The organism is Maribellus sediminis, assembly GCF_011799805.1.
GTDB classification, from domain to species: domain Bacteria; phylum Bacteroidota; class Bacteroidia; order Bacteroidales; family Prolixibacteraceae; genus Draconibacterium; species Draconibacterium sediminis_A.
This window is the reverse complement of the sequence record NZ_WXUB01000006.1, coordinates 237596-254890: the sequence shown is the minus strand read 5'-3', so window position 1 is coordinate 254890 and position 17295 is coordinate 237596. Positions and strand designations below refer to the sequence as shown.

Below are 17295 nucleotides of genomic sequence, written 5' to 3'. Positions count from 1 at the left end.
GGGTGTTTAATATGTACTATACTTTTTTGAAAGTTCGGTAAAGGTAAATAATGAGCACATTAGTTGCAAAATAAAACCCTAAATTCGCGTTTTAATAAAAAAAACATCATGCGAATTCTGATACTGCTATTAATACTACTCCCCGGCATTGCTTTTTCACAGATCAACCAAACCGATGCAAACGGGCTGCGGCAGGGACACTGGGAAAAGCGCCAGGATAACGGACGTTTGATTTACGAAGGCGAATTTAAAGATGACAAACCGGTCGGCGAGTGGAAACGCTATCATCCGGGCGGGCAATTAAAGGCTTTGATCGTTTACCGTGGCGACACGGCGCACACCGAACTTTATGACGTGTGGCGAAAGAAACTCACCGAGGGCGACTACGTGAATCAGAAGAAACAGGGAGTTTGGAAGATCTTTAAAGAGAATTTTGTTACTGCCGACGAGGAATATGTCGACGGTGTGAAAAACGGTGTGGCCCACCAGTATTTCGATACCGGCGAAGTGATGGAAAAAAGTCACTGGCTTAACGGTAAAAAGGATGGTGATTACGAGATGTTTTACAAAAACGGGAAACCTTACCTGCAATGTAAAATGAAGGACGATCAGCGTCACGGGCTTTTCCTGGTTTATTACGAAAACGGACAACTGGAGCGCGAAGCAGCCTATAAAAACGGTTTGCGCGATGGCGAGTGGAAATTCTACGATTCGGAGGGGAACCACCAGTATTCACTTTTCTACAACGAGGGGAAAATACTGAATCCACTGGTGCGCGACAGCATTGATAACTTGAAGATGCAGGAGCTCGAAAAAAATAAGGATTTGCTTACCGATCCCGAAAAATTCATGGATGATCCATCGGAATACATGAGAAAAAGCAAAATGTTCCGGTGAACATTCCCCCGATTTAGTTAAATTGGCGGGTATAAACGAACACAGAATTATGAAGGGTTTTGTTCTCTTGATTTTTGCTTTGGTTTTAATGTTTTCGTCGAAGGCACAAAATTATTACTGGATTGGATTTGCCGATAAAAACCACAGCGCCTACTCGCTCGATGCTCCCGACGACTACCTTTCCGAAAGAGCCATTCAACGGCGCGAAAAACAAAATATTCCCATCGATTCACTAGATCTTCCGGTTAACAGCATTTACATCGATTCTATTCTGAAAGTGGCGGATGTTGAACTCGTTCACGCATCCAAATGGCTGAACGGAATTACGGTAAAAAGTCGCGTCGATTCGGTGGAGATCCAGTTTCCTGAACTGGCTTTTGTAAGAGAAGTGCAGCGTACAAAACCGAACCGCACACTAAAAAGTGTCTCGAACAAATTTGGCGGGGAAAGCGAATTTGAACTCACTAATATTGATACTTCCTATTACGGAGAATCGGTTCACCAGGTGGGAATGATGGAAGGTGAATTCTTACACAATAGTGGCTACAAAGGCGAAGGGTTGCACATTGCGGTGCTTGATGCCGGTTTTTACAAAGCCGACGAATTGCCGGCTTTTGACAGTTTATGGGCCAACGGGCAAATTCTGGGTACCCGCGATTTTGTAAACCCGAATTCCGACATTTTTGCTGAAAATTACCACGGCATGAGTGTTCTGTCGACAATGGGCGGAAATATGCCCGGACAGTTGATTGGTACCGCTCCACATGCAAAATACTGGTTGTTGCGTTCGGAAGATGCACCAACCGAATACATTATTGAAGAAGACAATTGGGTGGTAGCTGCCGAATTTGCCGACAGTGTCGGGGCCGACATCATCAATTCGTCGCTTGGCTATTACGAGTTTGACGATCCATCTGCAAACCATACTTATGCCGATATGGACGGCCACACCACCCGGGTAACAAGGGGAGCTAACATTGCTGCTTCAAAAGGAATGCTGGTGTTTACCAGCGCCGGAAACGAGCGCCGTGATCCCTGGTTCCGGATTATTGCACCTTCCGACGGTGACAAGGTCATTGGGGTGGGAGCGGTAGATAAGGACCTTCAACCTGCTTCTTTTACTTCAGCAGGCCCTGCTTCCGATGGTGATGTGAAGCCGAATCTGGCAGCAATGGGAGTACGGTCGATTGCCCAACTTTCTTCCGGATCAATCGGACAAATAAACGGTACTTCCTTTTCATCACCGATACTGGCCGGAATGGCAGCCTGTTTGTGGCAACGCTATCCCAACAAAACGGCTGTTGAAATTAAAGTCGCTCTTCAAAAATCGGGTGACCGGTATTTTTCTCCGGATTCGCTTCTTGGGTATGGTATTCCGAACATGCGCACGGCTTCTGTCATACTCGATCCACTGTCGGTAACCACCGTTGACAGCAATTCGAACTGGCAGGTTTATCCAAATCCGTTCAGCGACCGTATAAACGTAATTACAAGAGAGCCGGTAATTGGTGATATTGTTTTGGAATGGTTAACCATGGACGGTGCTCTGGTTAAAAGGTGGAACAAAAGTTATTCACCTAAAATAGAGCTCAACGATATTCCTGATTTGAGTCGGGGAATGTATTTTTTGAGAATCAGCAGTGGTGAACTCAGTGAAACTATAAAGCTTAGTAAACAGTAACGAATGGTTCAGCAACTCACACTTTCCGAACTGAATGAGCAGATAAAAGGCGCCTTACTCGACGCCTTTCCGGGAGCAGTGTGGGTAGTGGCCGAGGTGAGCGAACTCAAGGAAAACCGAAGCGGGCATTGCTACCTCGAACTGGTCGAAAAGCAAGGCAGTGATATTGTGGCACGGTCACGGGCAACGATCTGGTCGTACAGCTACCGCATGCTAAAACCTTATTTCGAAACCACCACCGGACAGCTTTTTACGCAGGGAATAAAAGTGTTGGTGCAGGCCACCGTGGAATTTCATCCTGCTTACGGAATGAGCCTGAATATAAAGGATATCGATCCAACCTACACCGTGGGCGATATGGCTTTGCAGCGCAAGGAAATTATCGAACGGCTTCAAAAGGAAGGCGTTTTCGAAATGAACAAGGAATTGGACCTGCCTCTGGTGCCGCAAAAAATTGCCGTTATATCGTCGGCAACAGCAGCGGGTTACCAGGATTTTATGAATCAGCTGGAAAGCAACGAATACGGTTTTGTGTTCTACACCAAACTTTTCGAAGCCTACATGCAGGGTGCAGAAGCGGTGCCTTCCATCATTCACGCGCTGGAGCGTATTTTTCAATACGAAGATTTCTTCGATGCGGTGGTGATCATTCGCGGCGGGGGAGCTACAGCCGATCTCAGCAGTTTCGATTCTTACGATCTGGCTATAAATATTACACAGTTTCCCTTGCCTGTAATTACCGGTATTGGCCACGAAAAAGATGATACCATTATTGACCTGGTGGCACATACCCGGCTGAAAACGCCAACAGCCGTAGCCGAATTTCTGCTCAACGGAATGGAACGTTTTTATTCGCATTTGCTTGAGATTGAAAATGGAGTGGTGAATTATACCCGCGATGTTCTGGATACTCAAAAAAGCCGGCTCGAACGTATGGTTGAAAACCTGTCGTATTCGGTTTCCGCTTTTATTCAGCAAAAACAACGTGGAATTACAAAAGCCGGAAACCAGCTGCAACGTAACGTTAGTACTTATTCTTATAAAAAGCAGGATGAACTCGGCAAGGTAAAACACCGGATCGATTCAGAGCTTTCGGTGTGGTTTGTGGAAACAAAAAACCACATTAACCGGCAGCGACGTGTTTTGAAGCGTGTGGCGGGCGAAGCCATTCTGAAAAAGAAAGGCGAGCTGCAACATGTTCAGGATTTGTTGATTTCGGAAACACAAAAACAACTGTTTAAGGAGCGCGAACGCATCAAACTGAACGAGAACACAGTCAGATTATTGAATCCGGAGAATGTGCTGAAACGCGGATTTACATTAACTTTGAAAGAAGGAAAAATTATAAAATCGGTGAATGACCTGCAGGCAGGCGAGGAACTCACAACCCGATTTGCCGATGGACAGGTAGAAAGTAAAATCACTAAAAAGTCAAAAAATGGCAACTAAAAAAATATCGTACAGCGAGGCCATGGCCGAAATAGAAGAAATACTTGAAAAAATTGAAAGCGACGAACTGGATGTGGATGAGCTGGCCGAGAAGGTAAAACGGGTTTCGGTATTGCTAAAAACCTGTAAGGATAAACTCACCAAAACCAACGAGCAGGTGGAGGAGATCTTAAAAGAAATGGAAGATTAATCGAAATATTATGTCGGACAATATTCTAAATATTTATACCGGTGGCGAAGTGATCATCAACCGGATAAAACAGGAACTGGAGCAGGAAGGAATCTACTGCCTTGTTAAAGATGGATTTAAGCAGGGATTGATCGCCGGTTTTGGCGAAAGTGTTCCGTCGGCCATCGATTTGTTTGTAAAAGAAAGTGATTTGGAAAGGGCGCTGGAAATTGTTCAGGCCATAACACAGGAATAAAATGTATATAAAGGAGCAAGTTGCAAAAACCATCGATCATGCGGTACTAAAGCCCGATCAAACTTTGGACGATTTGAAGGCCAATGCTGAAATGTGCATCAAATACGGGGTATTTAGTATGTGTGTAAAACCCTGCGATATACAGCTTGCAAAAGAACTGCTGGCCGGCAGCGATGTAAAAGTATCTTGTGTGCTGAGCTTTCCGCATGGCGCCGATGCCACTCCGGCAAAAGCTTTCCAGGCGAAACAGGCTATTGAAGATGGTACCGATGAAATCGACATGGTAATGAACATTGGCCGTTTTCTGTCGGGTGATTACGAATATGTGCTAAACGATATTAAAGCAGTTGTGGAAGTTGCACATCAGCATGGGAAATTGGTAAAAGTGATTCAGGAAAGTGGTTTCCTGACACCGGAGCAAATTGCAAAAGCGTGCGAACTTTCTTTGGAAGCCGGAGCCGATTTTGTAAAAACATCTACCGGATTCGGGCCCGGAGGAGCTAAACCTGAATACATCAATATCATGCTGAAAACCGTTGCTGGCAAAGCACAGGTAAAACCTTCCGGTGGTATTCGCGACTGGGAAACTGCAGTGGCTTTCCTCGAGCAGGGAGCACATCGTTTGGGAATTGGTTCAACGGAAGCGGTATTAAACGGTGCAAAAGCCGCTGGCGACTATTAAATCCATGTGATTAGGCGATTGGTTGTCCGGTGATCGGCCTTTTGAAAAGTGGCTTTCATTTCGAAGATTAACCTTAGTAAGACCAGGAAGCTGAGAACTTGTTCGAAGATCGCCTGGCCGCACTTAGGTTAAGCAAGAAAAGGTAGTTAGTTTTCAAGCAGCCTTGATTTTTTGTTTCGTTTTGCATTAAGGCAAAATGAAAAGCCCAGCGGCTTGAGCGGCAATAAAGTCAAAATTTCTTATTCGGTTTGAATGTTCCGGAATAGGACTATTTGTATCGAAGGAAAATTGAATTTCTTCCAATACATCAGAATTTACTAATGTCATTTTTTTTCACCCTAAAAAACAAGCATATTTGTGCTTCTGATTTTATGAATTAGCGAAGGAATGTATTTTTTAAACGGAGACCGGATATATATAAAACCTGAGCATGGTTGTGGTACCCTCGAAGAACAGATCGAAAGTTGTTTGCTAAAATTGCTGGAGATCAATTCGGGGAAGCAGATTTTCAAGCTGAATTATTTTGTAGATACAACTTCGCAAAGCGATTATCTGGAACTTCAGGAAAAGGTGACGAAGCGGGTGTCTGAACTGTTCCCTGACAAAATCATCCAGACTTTCATCGCACAACCTCCCTTAACCTGCAAAATAGTAGTTGAAGCTTTTTATTACGATCCTTCCGTTTGGGAGAAAAAGCCTGTTGGAAATGGTGATTGTGCTGCCGTCTTCAAAAATGGCGAAGAGCAGATCTTAATCGGAAACGTACAATCAAAATCAGGAGCTTCGTGTAAAACAGATTCTGAACTGGCCTTTGCCGATTTGAATTCCATTTTTTCTGAAAGCGGATTTGAAATCAGGCACATCATCCGGCAATGGAATTACCTCGAAAATATACTGGGATTTGATGGTGAAGAGCAGCGCTACCAGGAATTTAATAATGTGCGTTCCGAAGTGTATAGCACCTCTTTTAACGGAACGGGATACCCGGCAGCAACGGGTATCGGCATGAATCGCGGCGGTGTTATTATTGAATTTGTGGCCGTTAAAGGCCGTGGTTTTGTAAGCGAAGCAGTAGATAATCCGGAACAGATATCGGCCCACAATTACAGCGAAAAAGTATTGATTGGCGATGAGTGTATTTTGAAAACTACACCGAAGTTTGAACGGGCACGTTATTTTGCTTACAAGGATATGAAGCAGATATTTATTTCAGGCACGGCATCCATTAGAGGTGAAAATACAATTGGTGTAGACGATCCCGCTTTGCAAACCGAAGTGACCATCGAGAACATTAAGAACCTTTATTCTGAAGAGGTGCTAAAAAAATTATCCGACGAAAACCTGAAACCCAAATACGGTCATGCACGTGTTTATGTGAAAAACCGAAAAGATTTCAGTGTGATCCGCAAAACATTTAAGGCACATTTTGCCAACCTTCCGGTAGTTTATATCATTGCCGACATTTGCCGCAAAGATCTGCTGGTGGAGATAGAAGGGAAAGTGGTGTTGGAATAGAATCGAAATAAATTCACCGGGTGACTATGAGTTGTAACAAAAAGTCACCCGGTGAATATTTTGGTAAACCACAAAAAAAACGGTTGTACTTTCAAGTACAACCGTTTTTTGCTCAAAGCTCAAAGCTCGTGGCTCACAGCTAGAACTTAAAATCTATCCCGAACATAAAATGTGTTCCGGCTTGTGGGAAGTAACCATCCATTTCATAGCGTTCGCCACCCAGTAGGTAAGAATACACCCAGGCGTTCGATTCGTATTCCTCGTTAAACAGGTTATTTACCATTAAATGCAGCGTAATCTCTTCGAATAATCCGGTTTTGAAACTATAATCGGCTTTCAGATTATTTACAAAGTACGCATCGAGTTTACGTGCGTCGCTGCTGGTATTGTCGATGTATTGTTTACTCACATAATTCGAAATAAACGACAGGCTAAGGTTTTTAACCGGAGAATATACAAACTGACTGTTACCTACAACATTTGGAGAGAAAGCAAGGTCGACAGTTCCCAGGTTAAACTCATCCTGTCCCCAGGTATCCCAGTTGTCAACGTATTCCGTAAAATCTTTAATTTTATTTGTGCTGAATGTCGCATTACCATTCCAGTTAAAACCTTTCGCGATTTGAACTCCGGCCTGCAACTCAATTCCTGCACGGTAACTATTATCCACATTCACCATAATGGCCGCACCCACATCGTTGATCTGGCCGGTTAGCACCAACTGATCTTTGTAATTCATATAATACAGGTTGGCACCAAACGAGAAAGGCGATGAAGCGAAATTATAACCCATTTCCCAGTCGTGCAGTGTTTCGTGCGTGGGCGAATCGTAACCGGCCGGGTAGTCCACAAAAGCCGAACGGTTAGGTTCGCGGTTGGCCACGGCATACGAAAGGTACAACTCATGGTTGTCTGCTATCTGGTAAAATAATCCCAGTTTCGGATTGAAAAAGTTAAACTGATGATCCTGTGTAATGTTCCTCAAATCATCATCAATGCCATCGATTTCGTAATTGATGTGACGAAACTGCAGGTCGGCATAAAGATTGAGTTTATCAGCAACTTGAAGGTTGTATTTTGCATACACATTGAAATCCTTTTTCAGCCCTGTACTTCGGTACCATTCATGGTTTGGTTCGGCATTTCCTAAATATTGTGCCCAGATCACATTTCCAAAGTGATTACCATCGTACACACTGTAAGCTCCGCCAAAGGTAAAATCGTGCATGTTTTGCGCATGATTTAAGGAAAAAGTCAATCCGTAAAAATCATTATCCAGCCATTTGCGGTTCACCAGGTCAGTGGTCTCAATGGTTTCGCCACCCAGCGTTATCGGATCAAGCAAGTAATCTGCCAGATCTTCATCCGCCTTATAATTCTCGTAATAACCGCGTCCGTAAGTGTAATGTGCCGACGCATTCAGGTTGAGGTAACGACTGAATTTGTGCGAGAAATGCAACTGATAATGATCCTGTTGGTAGTTATCAACCTGGTTATCGTAGGTGTAATAATTATATGTGCGACTGTCGGAATTGATCATGTGCTGTGTTTCTTCAGGCGTGTACAACCAGTGGTCTTCGTAGCGCTGCATTCCTGCCTGATCGTTTTCGAGGCGGACTTTTGGAACGCCCCACCAGGCCTGGTAAGTTTCTTCAAAGCCTGAGAATACATTGAGTTTTAGCACCATATTTTCAGAATAGTAACCGCCCGAAATAAAAAACGATTTCAGGTCGGAAAAAGCGCGATCGACAAAGCCGTCGGAAGTAACTTTCGACAGGCGAACATCTACCGAAAAATGATCGTTGATCAATCCCGTTCCGGCTTCCAAGGTGTTTTTAAAGGTGTTAAAAGAACCCGCAGCGGTTTTAAATTCGCCATAAGCATCTTTTTTCAGGGTGTTGGTTTGCAGGTTGATGCTGGCACCAAAAGCTGCGGCTCCGTTGGTTGATGTTCCCACACCACGCTGAATCTGCACATTGGCGAGCGATGAGGCCAGGTCAGGCTGATCTACAAACCAGGTTCCATGCGATTCAGGGTCATTCAGCGGAATGCCGTTAATGCTGACATTGATGCGGTTGAGGTCGGTTCCCCGAATCCGGAAATTGGTGTAGCCCACGCCGGCACCGGCATCGGAGGTAGTCACAAAACTTGGAGTCAGCTGCAGCAGGTATGGGATATCCTGTCCCATGTTTCTGCCGGCAATCTCTTCGGCCGAAATGTTGGAGTAGGCCATTGGAGTCTTGTTTTTTGCGCGGGTGGCCGAAATAAGAATTTCGTCGGTCATAATTACATCAGCCTGCAAGTCCACTTCAATGTTTTTATCCGAAGTCAGCTTGAGTTGAATTTCTTTGGATTCGTAACCGATGTACGACACTTTCAGGGTATAATCGCCTTCGCCGAGGTTGTTCATGTGAAAAATACCTTCGGGTGAAGTTGAAACACCATAATAGCTGTTTTCAATAACTACACTCGCTCCGGGCAGTGGTTCACCGTCTCCTGTTACGATTCCACTTAACTTGATTTGCCCAAACGACACTACTGCCAACAATTGAAGCAGCATCCAAAAACTAAATTTTTTCATTTTTTGATTGAATTGGTTAAAAATAACCAATGAGGCAGGAAATGTTCCTTTCGCTCTCCCTACGCCGGTACTAACCGGATCAGGTTCTTTGAGTATAATCTCAGTCCCGAGTACTCGGGACACCCCATTGCGTAAATATCGGCGCTAAGTTAGGACGGTTTTTGTGAACAACAAAATTACTGCTGAAGAAAAGGTGAATTTAGTATTTTGTTAATCCGGTAACCAGCATGGTAGATTCGACGGATAAATTGAAAAATCAGATTCGATCGAGTGGAAACGATTTTGATGATTTCGCTCAGTACTTCAGCCGAAATAATTAAATTTAGCTGATTAAATATTTTCTTGTAAACCTAAGCTATAAACCTGATCGATTATGAAAATTCCATTATTACGATTACGGCGAACTTCTCTGTTAGCATTCACTTTTTATGTGTTGCTCATTCAATCTTGTACGAGTACAAAAGATCAATCTGCTCAACCACTTAATAACGACGGAAAACCAAAGATCGTTAACATTATCAATTTTATTCGATTGCTTGAGCCAAGGGATGAGAAGATAACAGAGGACGTACTTTTTGAAACCACTGCCAAACAAGTTCAGATTATGACGCAGTACAAACTTGGCGGTACGTTTCTGTTACAATACGATGCGTTGATGGATTCCCGCTACCAGGAATTGTTAAAAGGATTGCCTGCCGATTCCTTTGAAATTGGTGCCTGGTGGGAAATACCGCAACCGCTGGTTGAAAACGCAGGGATGAAATGGAGAGGCCGTTTCCCATGGGACTGGCATGCCGATGTAGGTTTTTCAACCGGTTACACACCGGAAGAGCGCGAAAAGCTTGTTGATGTTTATATGAAGGATTTCAGGGAAATTTATGGCTACTATCCAAAATCAGTTGGTTCGTGGTTTATCGATGCCCACACCCTTAATTACATGTATCAGAATTACGGAATTGTAGCTTCCTGTAACTGCAAGGATCAGATCGGGACCGACGGATACAACCTTTGGGGCGGCTACTGGAATCAGGCCTATTATCCAAGCACCGAAAATGCTTACATGCCAGCTCAAAATGAGGAAAAGCAGATTCCTGTTCCGATTTTCAGGATGCTGGGAAGCGATCCGGTACGTCAGTACGATACCGGGATCGGGCATACGCACCAGGGAGTTATTTCGCTTGAGCCTGTTTATCCTGAATCCGGCGGCGATTCAACCTGGGTAAACTGGTATTTTCAGGAATTTGTTACTGGCGAATGCATGGAGTACGCTTACGTGCAGGCCGGTCAGGAAAATTCATTTATCTGGAAATCCGTGGAAATGGGGTTTACAATACAAATGCCACTAATTGCCAAACTGCGCGATGAAAACAAAGTGAAAGTTGAAACGCTTGCCGAATCGGGGCTTTGGTTCAAAGAACATTATAAAGTAACGCCGGCAACATCTCTTACCATCAATACTGATTTGGTGCGGGAGGATGTGAAAACGGTTTGGTTTAACAGTCGGTTTTACCGCGCCAACCTGTTTTGGGAGAATGGATCACTGCGGTTTCGCGATATTCATTTGTTTAATGAAAACCTTCCGTCGAAATACCTGAACGAGCGGGTTTATTCCAACGAGTGTTTCTTTAATACCTTGCCGCTGGTTGATGGCCATGTGTGGAGTTCGCCCGATGAAAGAGCCGGTTTGAGCTTAAAAGCTACAATAGATGGTAAAGAGATCGCAATAAAAGGAGGCATCCCTGAAATAACAAATCCACAACCCGGAGTTTTGCACGTTTCGTGGCCCCTGGAAACGATGAAAGGAACTTTAATTGCTGAGCTGGACGAACGGCAAATTAAATTGAAAATAGAAGGGAGCGATTCAGTAGACTGGTATTGGGAACTTACTGCAAAAAGCGATGTTGAGTTGCCATTTTTATCAATCAGTTCTTCACGGTTGGAATGTGAGTTTGAAGGCATGAACTACTCTGTAAAAGCTGAACAGGGATCATTTCTTAAACCTTCGGATCAGGTTGTTTTTCGAATTCAACCGGAGGATAATACAATTATTTTAAACCTTGACAATCAACAAAACAATGAGAAATAAATTTGCATTCATACTGATACTACTCATAATAAGTTACGCTGTACAAGCTCAATCCGGAAGTACGTCGGTTACCAATCTCCGCTGCGAATATTTGGAGAATCCGCTTGGTGTGGATGTTTCTAATCCGCGTTTTTCATGGATGCTCATTGACAATACCTTAGGAGCAAAACAGGAAGCTTATCAACTACTTGTTTCTACCGATTCATTGAAAGTTGCAAAGGGAATTGGCGATTCATGGAACTCCGGAAAAGTGAATTCTGACCGGATTTTGACATCGTATTCCGGAGAAAAACTACAGCCGTTCACCAAATATTTCTGGTCGGTTTCGGTTTGGAATAACAGCAACGAAAAAGCAGTGTCGTCGGTAGCTTCTTTTGAAACCGGCATGATGGGAATGGAGAACTGGACAGGCTCGTGGATAAGCGACGATAAGGATATTCATGAAAAAGCAGCGCCATACTTCAGAAAGGAATTCACGACGGATAAAACAATCAAATCGGCCCGGGTTTATGTCGCAGCCGCCGGTTTGCACGAGTTGTATTTGAATGGAGAAAGGGTCGGCGACCATGTGCTTGATCCGGTTTATACACGCTTCGATCGACGAAATTTATACGTCACTTTTGACGTAACGCACCAATTGGAAAATGGTAATAATGCGATAGGAATTTTACTTGGTAATGGCTGGTACAATCATCAGTCGACTGCTGTTTGGTATTTTCACAAAGCTCCATGGCGCAACCGCCCGGCGTTTTGTCTGGATTTGCGTATTAACTACGAGGACGGTACAACTGAGGTTATCAACTCTGGCAAGGATTGGAAGACTTCGCTTAGCCCCGTAATTTTTAACAGCATTTACACGGCCGAGCATTACGATGCCCGCCTGGAACAACCCGGATGGTGTGAACCTGATTTCGACGATTCAAAATGGAATAATGTGATTTACCGCTCGGCGCCTTCACAAAATATTGTTTCGCAAATGCTGCATCCGATTCGGCATGTACAGAAAATTGAAGCAAAAAGCATTACAAAGTTGAATGATACAACCTACGTTTTTGATATCGGAAGAAACATAGCCGGAGTTTCTCAAATTACAGTAGCCGGTGGAGAAGGAACAATTTTGCGATTGAAACACGGCGAACGTTTGTACGATGATGGTCACGTTGATATTTCCAACATCGATGTGCATTACCGACCTACCGGTGATTCTGATCCGTTTCAGACTGATATTTACATTTTGAACGGCTCAGGCACTGAAACCTTTATGCCACGGTTCAATTACAAGGGATTTCAATATGTTGAAGTCACTTCGAATAAAGCACTTCAACTTAGCAAAGAAAGTTTGACAGCTTATTTTATGCACAGCGATGTTCCTGTGGCAGGTAAACTGGAGACAACAAACCCAACAATCAATAGAATATGGGCGGCAACAAACAATTCCTATTTGTCGAATCTGTTTGGTTATCCTACCGACTGTCCTCAGCGCGAGAAAAACGGCTGGACGGGTGATGCGCACATCGCAATAGAAACGGGTTTGTATAGCTTCGACGGGATTACGATTTACGAAAAATGGCTGGCTGACCACCGCGACGAACAGCAGCCTAACGGAGTTTTGCCATCGATCATTCCAACTGATGGTTGGGGCTATGAATGGGGAAATGGCCCGGACTGGACGAGTACAATCGCTTTGATCCCCTGGAATATCTATCTGTTTTACGGTGATGCTTCGTTGTTGGAAGTCTGTTACGAAAACATCAAACGATATGTTGACCATATTACCGAAATTAGTCCTTCGGGAACAACAACCTGGGGGCTGGGCGACTGGGTGCCCGTCAAATCGAAGTCACCGGTTGAGTTGACTTCAACCTGTTATTATTATGCCGATGCCCTTATTCTGGCCAAAGCCGCAAAGTTATTTAACAAAGCTGCAGACGCCGAAAAATATGTCACTTTAGCCCAAACAATAAAAAAGGCGTTTAACGACAAGTTCTTTCATGCTGAAACCGGAATTTATGCCAGCGGCACTCAAACGGAATTGAGTGCTCCCTTGTATTGGGGACTTGTTCCGGAGCAGGATAAGGGACGAGTTGCTGCCAAGCTGGCCGAAAGAGTTGAAGCTGACAACTTCCACCTGGATGTGGGATTGTTGGGGCAGAAAGCGATACTAAACGCCCTGAGCGAAAATGGCTATGCCGAGGTGGCGTACAAAGTTGCTGCACAGGAAACGTATCCATCCTGGGGCTGGTGGATGGTAAACGGAGCAACTACTTTATTTGAGAACTGGGACATTGACGCACAAAACGATATTTCGATGAACCACATTATGTTTGGCGAAATTGGTGCCTGGCTGTACAAAGGTTTGGGCGGAATTTATCCCGATCAAAACCAACCGGGATTTAAAAATGTACTGCTCAAACCTTCTTTTATTTCAACACTTGATGGGGTAGAAGTTTCACATCAATCGCCATACGGTGAAATAAAGTCAGCATGGAAACATGATCGTAAATCAGTGCTCTACTCGATAACAATTCCTGCCAATTCAACCGCAGACTTTTACATACCGGCGGGTTATAAAATTAAAAAGGCAAACGACACAATTTCAGGCAACAAAATTGAACTTGTTGCTGATGAAAATGGAAAGTGTAAGCTTCAGGCAGGAAGTTATGTACTTGAATTATTGTAGCTTATTCGGTAATCAGAAATTTCTCAAAATCATTGCGGTATTTCGCAATTTTCCGCGATGGTTTTTGTGTGGCGTTGTCAATAAACAATACTTTTTGCTGAGCGGTGGAACAGACATCGCCTTTGCCGTTTAAAAAGCGGAATTTAAAATTGGCTGAAACGTTAAACATTTCGGAAACCCAAACCTCAACCTGAACCGTGTCGTTCAGAAAAAATGGTTTTTTATACTGAATGATCGTTTCGGTAATTATTGGCAAAATCTGATCTTCCTGTGCAAGGTTCTGGATATTCAGATCCATGGCTTCAATCAGTTTTACACGGGCATTTTCGAGCCATTGCACGTAAATAATGTTGTTTACATGACCCACAAAATCAATATGGTAAGTATAAATAGGTTCGTTAAAAATAAGTTTCTGCATACTAATTCACTTTAAAATCGAGATCTGAGAATTTGGTTTTTTTCTGAACAAAAAATTTCCACATAATACTTTTTGAGTACACTTCGGCATGTTCGCTTTTTACAACCAGTGGTTTTAAGGTTTTTCGTTTTTTTCGTAAACCTGAAAGATTTCGGTAAAAGTAAGAATGCGCTTTAGCTACAGCAACAAAAGCCTTCCATTCAAAACCTACCAGGAATTTTGCCGCTGCCACACCATCCAGAATCATACGAATAAACATCGTACGTTTGAATTTGTCTTTCGGCAGGTTCTTGTACAACATGTACAGGTTATTCCTGAAATTTAGAAATACTTTGCGCGGATTACCGTATTCCAAGCTTCCGCCACCGAGGTGGTAGATTACGCTTTGTGGTTCGTAAACGATTTTGAATCCCTGGTTTTTTAGCCGCCAGCACAAATCAATTTCCTCCATGTGTGCCCAAAAATCGGCATCCAGTCCACCACTGTTTTTAAAGCTTTCGGCGCGCACAAACATACAGGCCCCTGTTGCCCAGAAAATTTCTCCAGCGTCGTCGTATTGATGTTCATCCCTCTCTACACGGTCGAGAATTCTTCCGCGACAGAAAGGGTAACCATAGGTATCGATAAAACCACCTGCGGCACCTGCATATTCAAACAACTCAGGTTCGTTGTAGCTTAGTACTTTAGGCTGAACAGCAGCCACTTTCCGATCGTTCTCCATTTGCTGAATACAGGGTTCAATCCAGCCTTCGGTCACTTTTACGTCCGAATTCACAAACACAAAATAGTCGGCTTCAATTTGTTCGAGAGCCACATTGTAGCCTTTGGCAAAACCGTAGTTGGTTTTCAGATCGAGCAGCGTAACTTCAGGGTAATCTTTTTTCAGGACCTCCAGTGAATTATCGGTAGAGCCGTTATCCGCAACGATAACTTCGGTATTTTCAGTTTGAGAGTGCTTGATGATGGAGGGTAAAAAATCGGGGAACAACTTTTCCCCGTTCCAGTTTAATAGTACAATGGCAATCTTTGGCGATGTCGTCATTCGATTTAGTTCAGTAAAAGTTTCGCGATTATGGAAGCCAGGTTTTCGCTGCCAAGGCTTTCCAGCTTCTCGCTAATTTTTTGTTCTTTCTCCTTGTCGTCCGATTTCAGAATAGCATCAATTTCTTTTACCTGTTTGCCGGTAAGCTCGTCCTGCAAGAGTTCCCATATTTTCTGTGAATCGGGGGCATTAGAAGGCAGCCCAAGATGTTCCAGTTCGGTAATGGTAGCCTCCAGTATTTCGCGCGCCTGCATTTTAACCGGGTCTTTGTCCTTTGTTTTGCCGGCAGCGGCGGTGTCGCGCAGGTTCCAGCTCGAATAGTCGTAACGCAGTTCCCTGATCAGTTTAAGCTTGGAATTGTCTTTCCCGAAAATGCGTTCCAAAAAAATCAGGGTGTGATTTTTCCAGGCTTCCAAATCGAATTTTGATTCATCGAGGCGTGCAAGTTGTTCTTTGAGCAGTGCAATTTCTTTCTCGGCCATGGCAGTAGTTTTAATACAGCAAAATACAATTTTTTTACTGCTTTTCTCCCAAATAGCCGTTAATTATGCTGTAGAACTCATTGAAGTAACTGCCGCTTGCCGAGATCAGTTGGCCCCCAAAAAGCCAGTTATCGCCACCATTGAAATCGGTAATTTTTCCACCTGCCTGTTGAAGTATGAAAACTCCGGCCGCCACGTCCCAGGCGTGCAGGGCATGCTCGTAAAAGGCATCGAAACGTCCACAGGCAACATAGCAAAGATCAACGGCAGCCGAGCCGAATCTGCGCAGACCGAGCGTGTTTTTCATCAGGTAGCGCATGGCTTCGATATAATCATCAACACGGTCGAAATCGTAATATGGGAAACCGGTGCCGATCAGTGTTTCTTCCGATTTTGAGCGGGTGGCTGTTTTTATTTCTTTCCCGTTGCAATAGGCCGCACTGCCTTTCCACGCATAAAAGAGTTCGTCGGCGCCAATTTCATAAACCACCCCAAGAACCATTCTGTTGTCTTCGGCCAGGGCAATACTTACCGAGTGTGGCGAAACACCGAAAAGGTAATTTGTGGTTCCGTCGAGTGGATCTACAAACCAGGTGTATTTCTCATTTTTTGAATCGGCGGTACCTTCTTCTGCCACAAATCCTGAATCCGGAATAAGTTCACGTAGCGCTGTAATAATGCGTTGTTCGGCAGTTTTGTCAACGTAAGTTACCAGGCTGGCAACACTTTTTACCTCGATATTTTCGGCCGACAATTTTTTTTGTTCATCGCGGATAAATCCACCCACTTCGCGGGCAATATCCTGAACCTGGAAACAAAGTTTTTTGTAATCCATTTGTATTTCATTTAATCTTTTATTCTCTAAGAAATCGATGATTTAATGGCTCCCACTTTGGATTAAAATTCTCAATCAATGCATTCTTCTTTTCTCTCCTCCACGATTTTATTTCTTTTTCTCTCAGAATAGCATTGTTGATGTATTCAAACTCTTCGTAATAGACTAAAATGTTACAATTATATTTTTTTGTAAAACCTGAAAATTTGCCTGTTAAATGTTCAGTTAATCTTCGTGAAAGATTGTTTGTAACACCAACATAAAGTACATTTTTATTCCAATTGGTCAGAAAATATATGAAATAGGTGTTTTGATTCATGATTATATCTGACTTGAGAGAGTAAATGTACAATAATGGTAAAAAGATTGTATAGATTACTTCGGGTAAGGAAATGTAATTAACTAAAAAATTATAAGATTCCTCAGTCGCTGGACTCCTTCGGAATGACAAGCATAGTGAGAGAGAAGCAAAGAGGCTGGCGGCATTACCGCCAGCCTCTTTGCCCATTAATTAGCATATGC

Annotated in this window: 15 protein-coding genes and 1 riboswitch; of the genes, 9 read left to right on the top strand and 6 right to left on the bottom strand. The window is 43.5% G+C overall.

All coding sequences use genetic code 11. The features are described 5' to 3' along the window. The first annotated feature begins 108 nt into the window (after nucleotides 1-108). From HFD85_RS19980 to HFD85_RS19950, 7 genes are all read left to right on the top strand, one after another. Nucleotides 109-897 (top strand): toxin-antitoxin system YwqK family antitoxin, encoded by a 789-nt coding sequence (locus tag HFD85_RS19980; RefSeq protein ID WP_167613815.1) that lies wholly within the window; start codon nucleotides 109-111, stop codon nucleotides 895-897. A gap of 49 nt (nucleotides 898-946) precedes the next feature. Continuing rightward, nucleotides 947-2578, top strand: coding sequence for a S8 family serine peptidase (locus HFD85_RS19975; RefSeq protein ID WP_167613813.1), 1632 nt, complete (start codon nucleotides 947-949; stop codon nucleotides 2576-2578). A 3-nt stretch (nucleotides 2579-2581) separates the two neighbouring features. Next, nucleotides 2582-4027, top strand: coding sequence for an exodeoxyribonuclease VII large subunit (xseA, locus tag HFD85_RS19970; RefSeq protein ID WP_167613811.1), 1446 nt, complete (start codon nucleotides 2582-2584; stop codon nucleotides 4025-4027). Further along, entirely contained in the window at nucleotides 4017-4217 is a 201-nt protein-coding gene (gene xseB / locus HFD85_RS19965) for an exodeoxyribonuclease VII small subunit (protein WP_167613809.1), read from the top strand. The genes xseA and xseB overlap by 11 nt, the downstream gene beginning before the upstream one ends. A 10-nt stretch (nucleotides 4218-4227) precedes the next feature. Then, nucleotides 4228-4452: a putative signal transducing protein gene (locus tag HFD85_RS19960; RefSeq protein ID WP_167613807.1), complete on the top strand. Its 225-nt coding sequence runs from the start codon at nucleotides 4228-4230 to the stop codon at nucleotides 4450-4452. 1 nt (nucleotide 4453) lies between these two features. Then, on the top strand, nucleotides 4454-5134 hold the full coding sequence (deoC, locus tag HFD85_RS19955) for a deoxyribose-phosphate aldolase (protein ID WP_167613805.1): 681 nt from the start codon (nucleotides 4454-4456) through the stop codon (nucleotides 5132-5134). A gap of 387 nt (nucleotides 5135-5521) precedes the next feature. Beyond that, nucleotides 5522-6649, top strand: a complete 1128-nt coding sequence (locus tag HFD85_RS19950; protein WP_167613803.1) for a chorismate transformation FkbO/Hyg5 family protein — start codon at nucleotides 5522-5524, stop codon at nucleotides 6647-6649. Between the two features lie 139 nt (nucleotides 6650-6788). Here the strand turns inward: HFD85_RS19950 and HFD85_RS19945 are convergent, their stop codons facing one another. Further along, nucleotides 6789-9230 carry a TonB-dependent receptor gene (locus tag HFD85_RS19945; protein WP_167613801.1) on the bottom strand — a complete coding sequence of 814 codons (2442 nt, stop codon included), beginning with the start codon at nucleotides 9228-9230 and terminating at the stop codon, nucleotides 6789-6791. A gap of 39 nt (nucleotides 9231-9269) precedes the next feature. Then, nucleotides 9270-9367, bottom strand: a riboswitch (TPP riboswitch). 236 nt (nucleotides 9368-9603) lie between these two features. Here HFD85_RS19945 and HFD85_RS19940 point away from each other — a divergent pair. Beyond that, nucleotides 9604-11316 carry a hypothetical protein gene (locus HFD85_RS19940; RefSeq protein ID WP_167613799.1) on the top strand — a complete coding sequence of 571 codons (1713 nt, stop codon included), beginning with the start codon at nucleotides 9604-9606 and terminating at the stop codon, nucleotides 11314-11316. Further along, on the top strand, nucleotides 11306-13996 hold the full coding sequence (locus HFD85_RS19935; protein WP_167613797.1) for an alpha-L-rhamnosidase: 2691 nt from the start codon (nucleotides 11306-11308) through the stop codon (nucleotides 13994-13996). Before HFD85_RS19940 ends, HFD85_RS19935 begins: the two co-directional genes overlap by 11 nt. A gap of 1 nt (nucleotide 13997) precedes the next feature. Here HFD85_RS19935 and HFD85_RS19930 read toward each other — a convergent pair whose 3' ends face one another. The 5 genes from HFD85_RS19930 to HFD85_RS21780 are packed head-to-tail and all read right to left on the bottom strand — an operon-like array spanning nucleotide 13998 to nucleotide 17281. Continuing rightward, nucleotides 13998-14414, bottom strand: coding sequence for an acyl-CoA thioesterase (locus HFD85_RS19930; protein ID WP_167613795.1), 417 nt, complete (start codon nucleotides 14412-14414; stop codon nucleotides 13998-14000). A 1-nt stretch (nucleotide 14415) separates the two neighbouring features. After that, nucleotides 14416-15456 (bottom strand): glycosyltransferase family 2 protein, encoded by a 1041-nt coding sequence (locus tag HFD85_RS19925; RefSeq protein ID WP_167613793.1) that lies wholly within the window; start codon nucleotides 15454-15456, stop codon nucleotides 14416-14418. A 5-nt stretch (nucleotides 15457-15461) separates the two neighbouring features. Then, a complete protein-coding gene (locus HFD85_RS19920; RefSeq protein WP_167613791.1) occupies nucleotides 15462-15938 on the bottom strand; it encodes a hypothetical protein in 477 nt (158 codons plus the stop codon). Between the two features lie 34 nt (nucleotides 15939-15972). After that, complete coding sequence (locus HFD85_RS19915) at nucleotides 15973-16773, bottom strand: inositol monophosphatase family protein (protein WP_167613789.1); 801 nt, start codon at nucleotides 16771-16773, stop codon at nucleotides 15973-15975. 19 nt (nucleotides 16774-16792) lie between these two features. After that, the gene (locus HFD85_RS21780) at nucleotides 16793-17281 is read right to left on the bottom strand and encodes a GIY-YIG nuclease family protein (RefSeq protein ID WP_240925083.1); all 489 of its coding nucleotides are present in this window, start codon (nucleotides 17279-17281) and stop codon (nucleotides 16793-16795) included. Between the last annotated feature and the right edge of the window lie 14 nt (nucleotides 17282-17295).

Bases quoted from the DNA above. Each gene is read 5' to 3' on its own strand.
- HFD85_RS19980 (WP_167613815.1), top strand. From the start codon at position 109: ATGCGAATTCTGATACTGCTATTAATACTACTCCCCGGCATTGCTTTT.
- HFD85_RS19975 (WP_167613813.1), top strand. From the start codon at position 947: ATGAAGGGTTTTGTTCTCTTGATTTTTGCTTTGGTTTTAATGTTTTCG.
- xseA (WP_167613811.1), top strand. From the start codon at position 2,582: ATGGTTCAGCAACTCACACTTTCCGAACTGAATGAGCAGATAAAAGGC.
- xseB (WP_167613809.1), top strand. From the start codon at position 4,017: ATGGCAACTAAAAAAATATCGTACAGCGAGGCCATGGCCGAAATAGAA.
- HFD85_RS19960 (WP_167613807.1), top strand. From the start codon at position 4,228: ATGTCGGACAATATTCTAAATATTTATACCGGTGGCGAAGTGATCATC.
- deoC (WP_167613805.1), top strand. From the start codon at position 4,454: ATGTATATAAAGGAGCAAGTTGCAAAAACCATCGATCATGCGGTACTA.
- HFD85_RS19950 (WP_167613803.1), top strand. From the start codon at position 5,522: ATGTATTTTTTAAACGGAGACCGGATATATATAAAACCTGAGCATGGT.
- HFD85_RS19945 (WP_167613801.1), bottom strand. From the start codon at position 9,230: ATGAAAAAATTTAGTTTTTGGATGCTGCTTCAATTGTTGGCAGTAGTG.
- HFD85_RS19940 (WP_167613799.1), top strand. From the start codon at position 9,604: ATGAAAATTCCATTATTACGATTACGGCGAACTTCTCTGTTAGCATTC.
- HFD85_RS19935 (WP_167613797.1), top strand. From the start codon at position 11,306: ATGAGAAATAAATTTGCATTCATACTGATACTACTCATAATAAGTTAC.
- HFD85_RS19930 (WP_167613795.1), bottom strand. From the start codon at position 14,414: ATGCAGAAACTTATTTTTAACGAACCTATTTATACTTACCATATTGAT.
- HFD85_RS19925 (WP_167613793.1), bottom strand. From the start codon at position 15,456: ATGACGACATCGCCAAAGATTGCCATTGTACTATTAAACTGGAACGGG.
- HFD85_RS19920 (WP_167613791.1), bottom strand. From the start codon at position 15,938: ATGGCCGAGAAAGAAATTGCACTGCTCAAAGAACAACTTGCACGCCTC.
- HFD85_RS19915 (WP_167613789.1), bottom strand. From the start codon at position 16,773: ATGGATTACAAAAAACTTTGTTTCCAGGTTCAGGATATTGCCCGCGAA.
- HFD85_RS21780 (WP_240925083.1), bottom strand. From the start codon at position 17,281: ATGGGCAAAGAGGCTGGCGGTAATGCCGCCAGCCTCTTTGCTTCTCTC.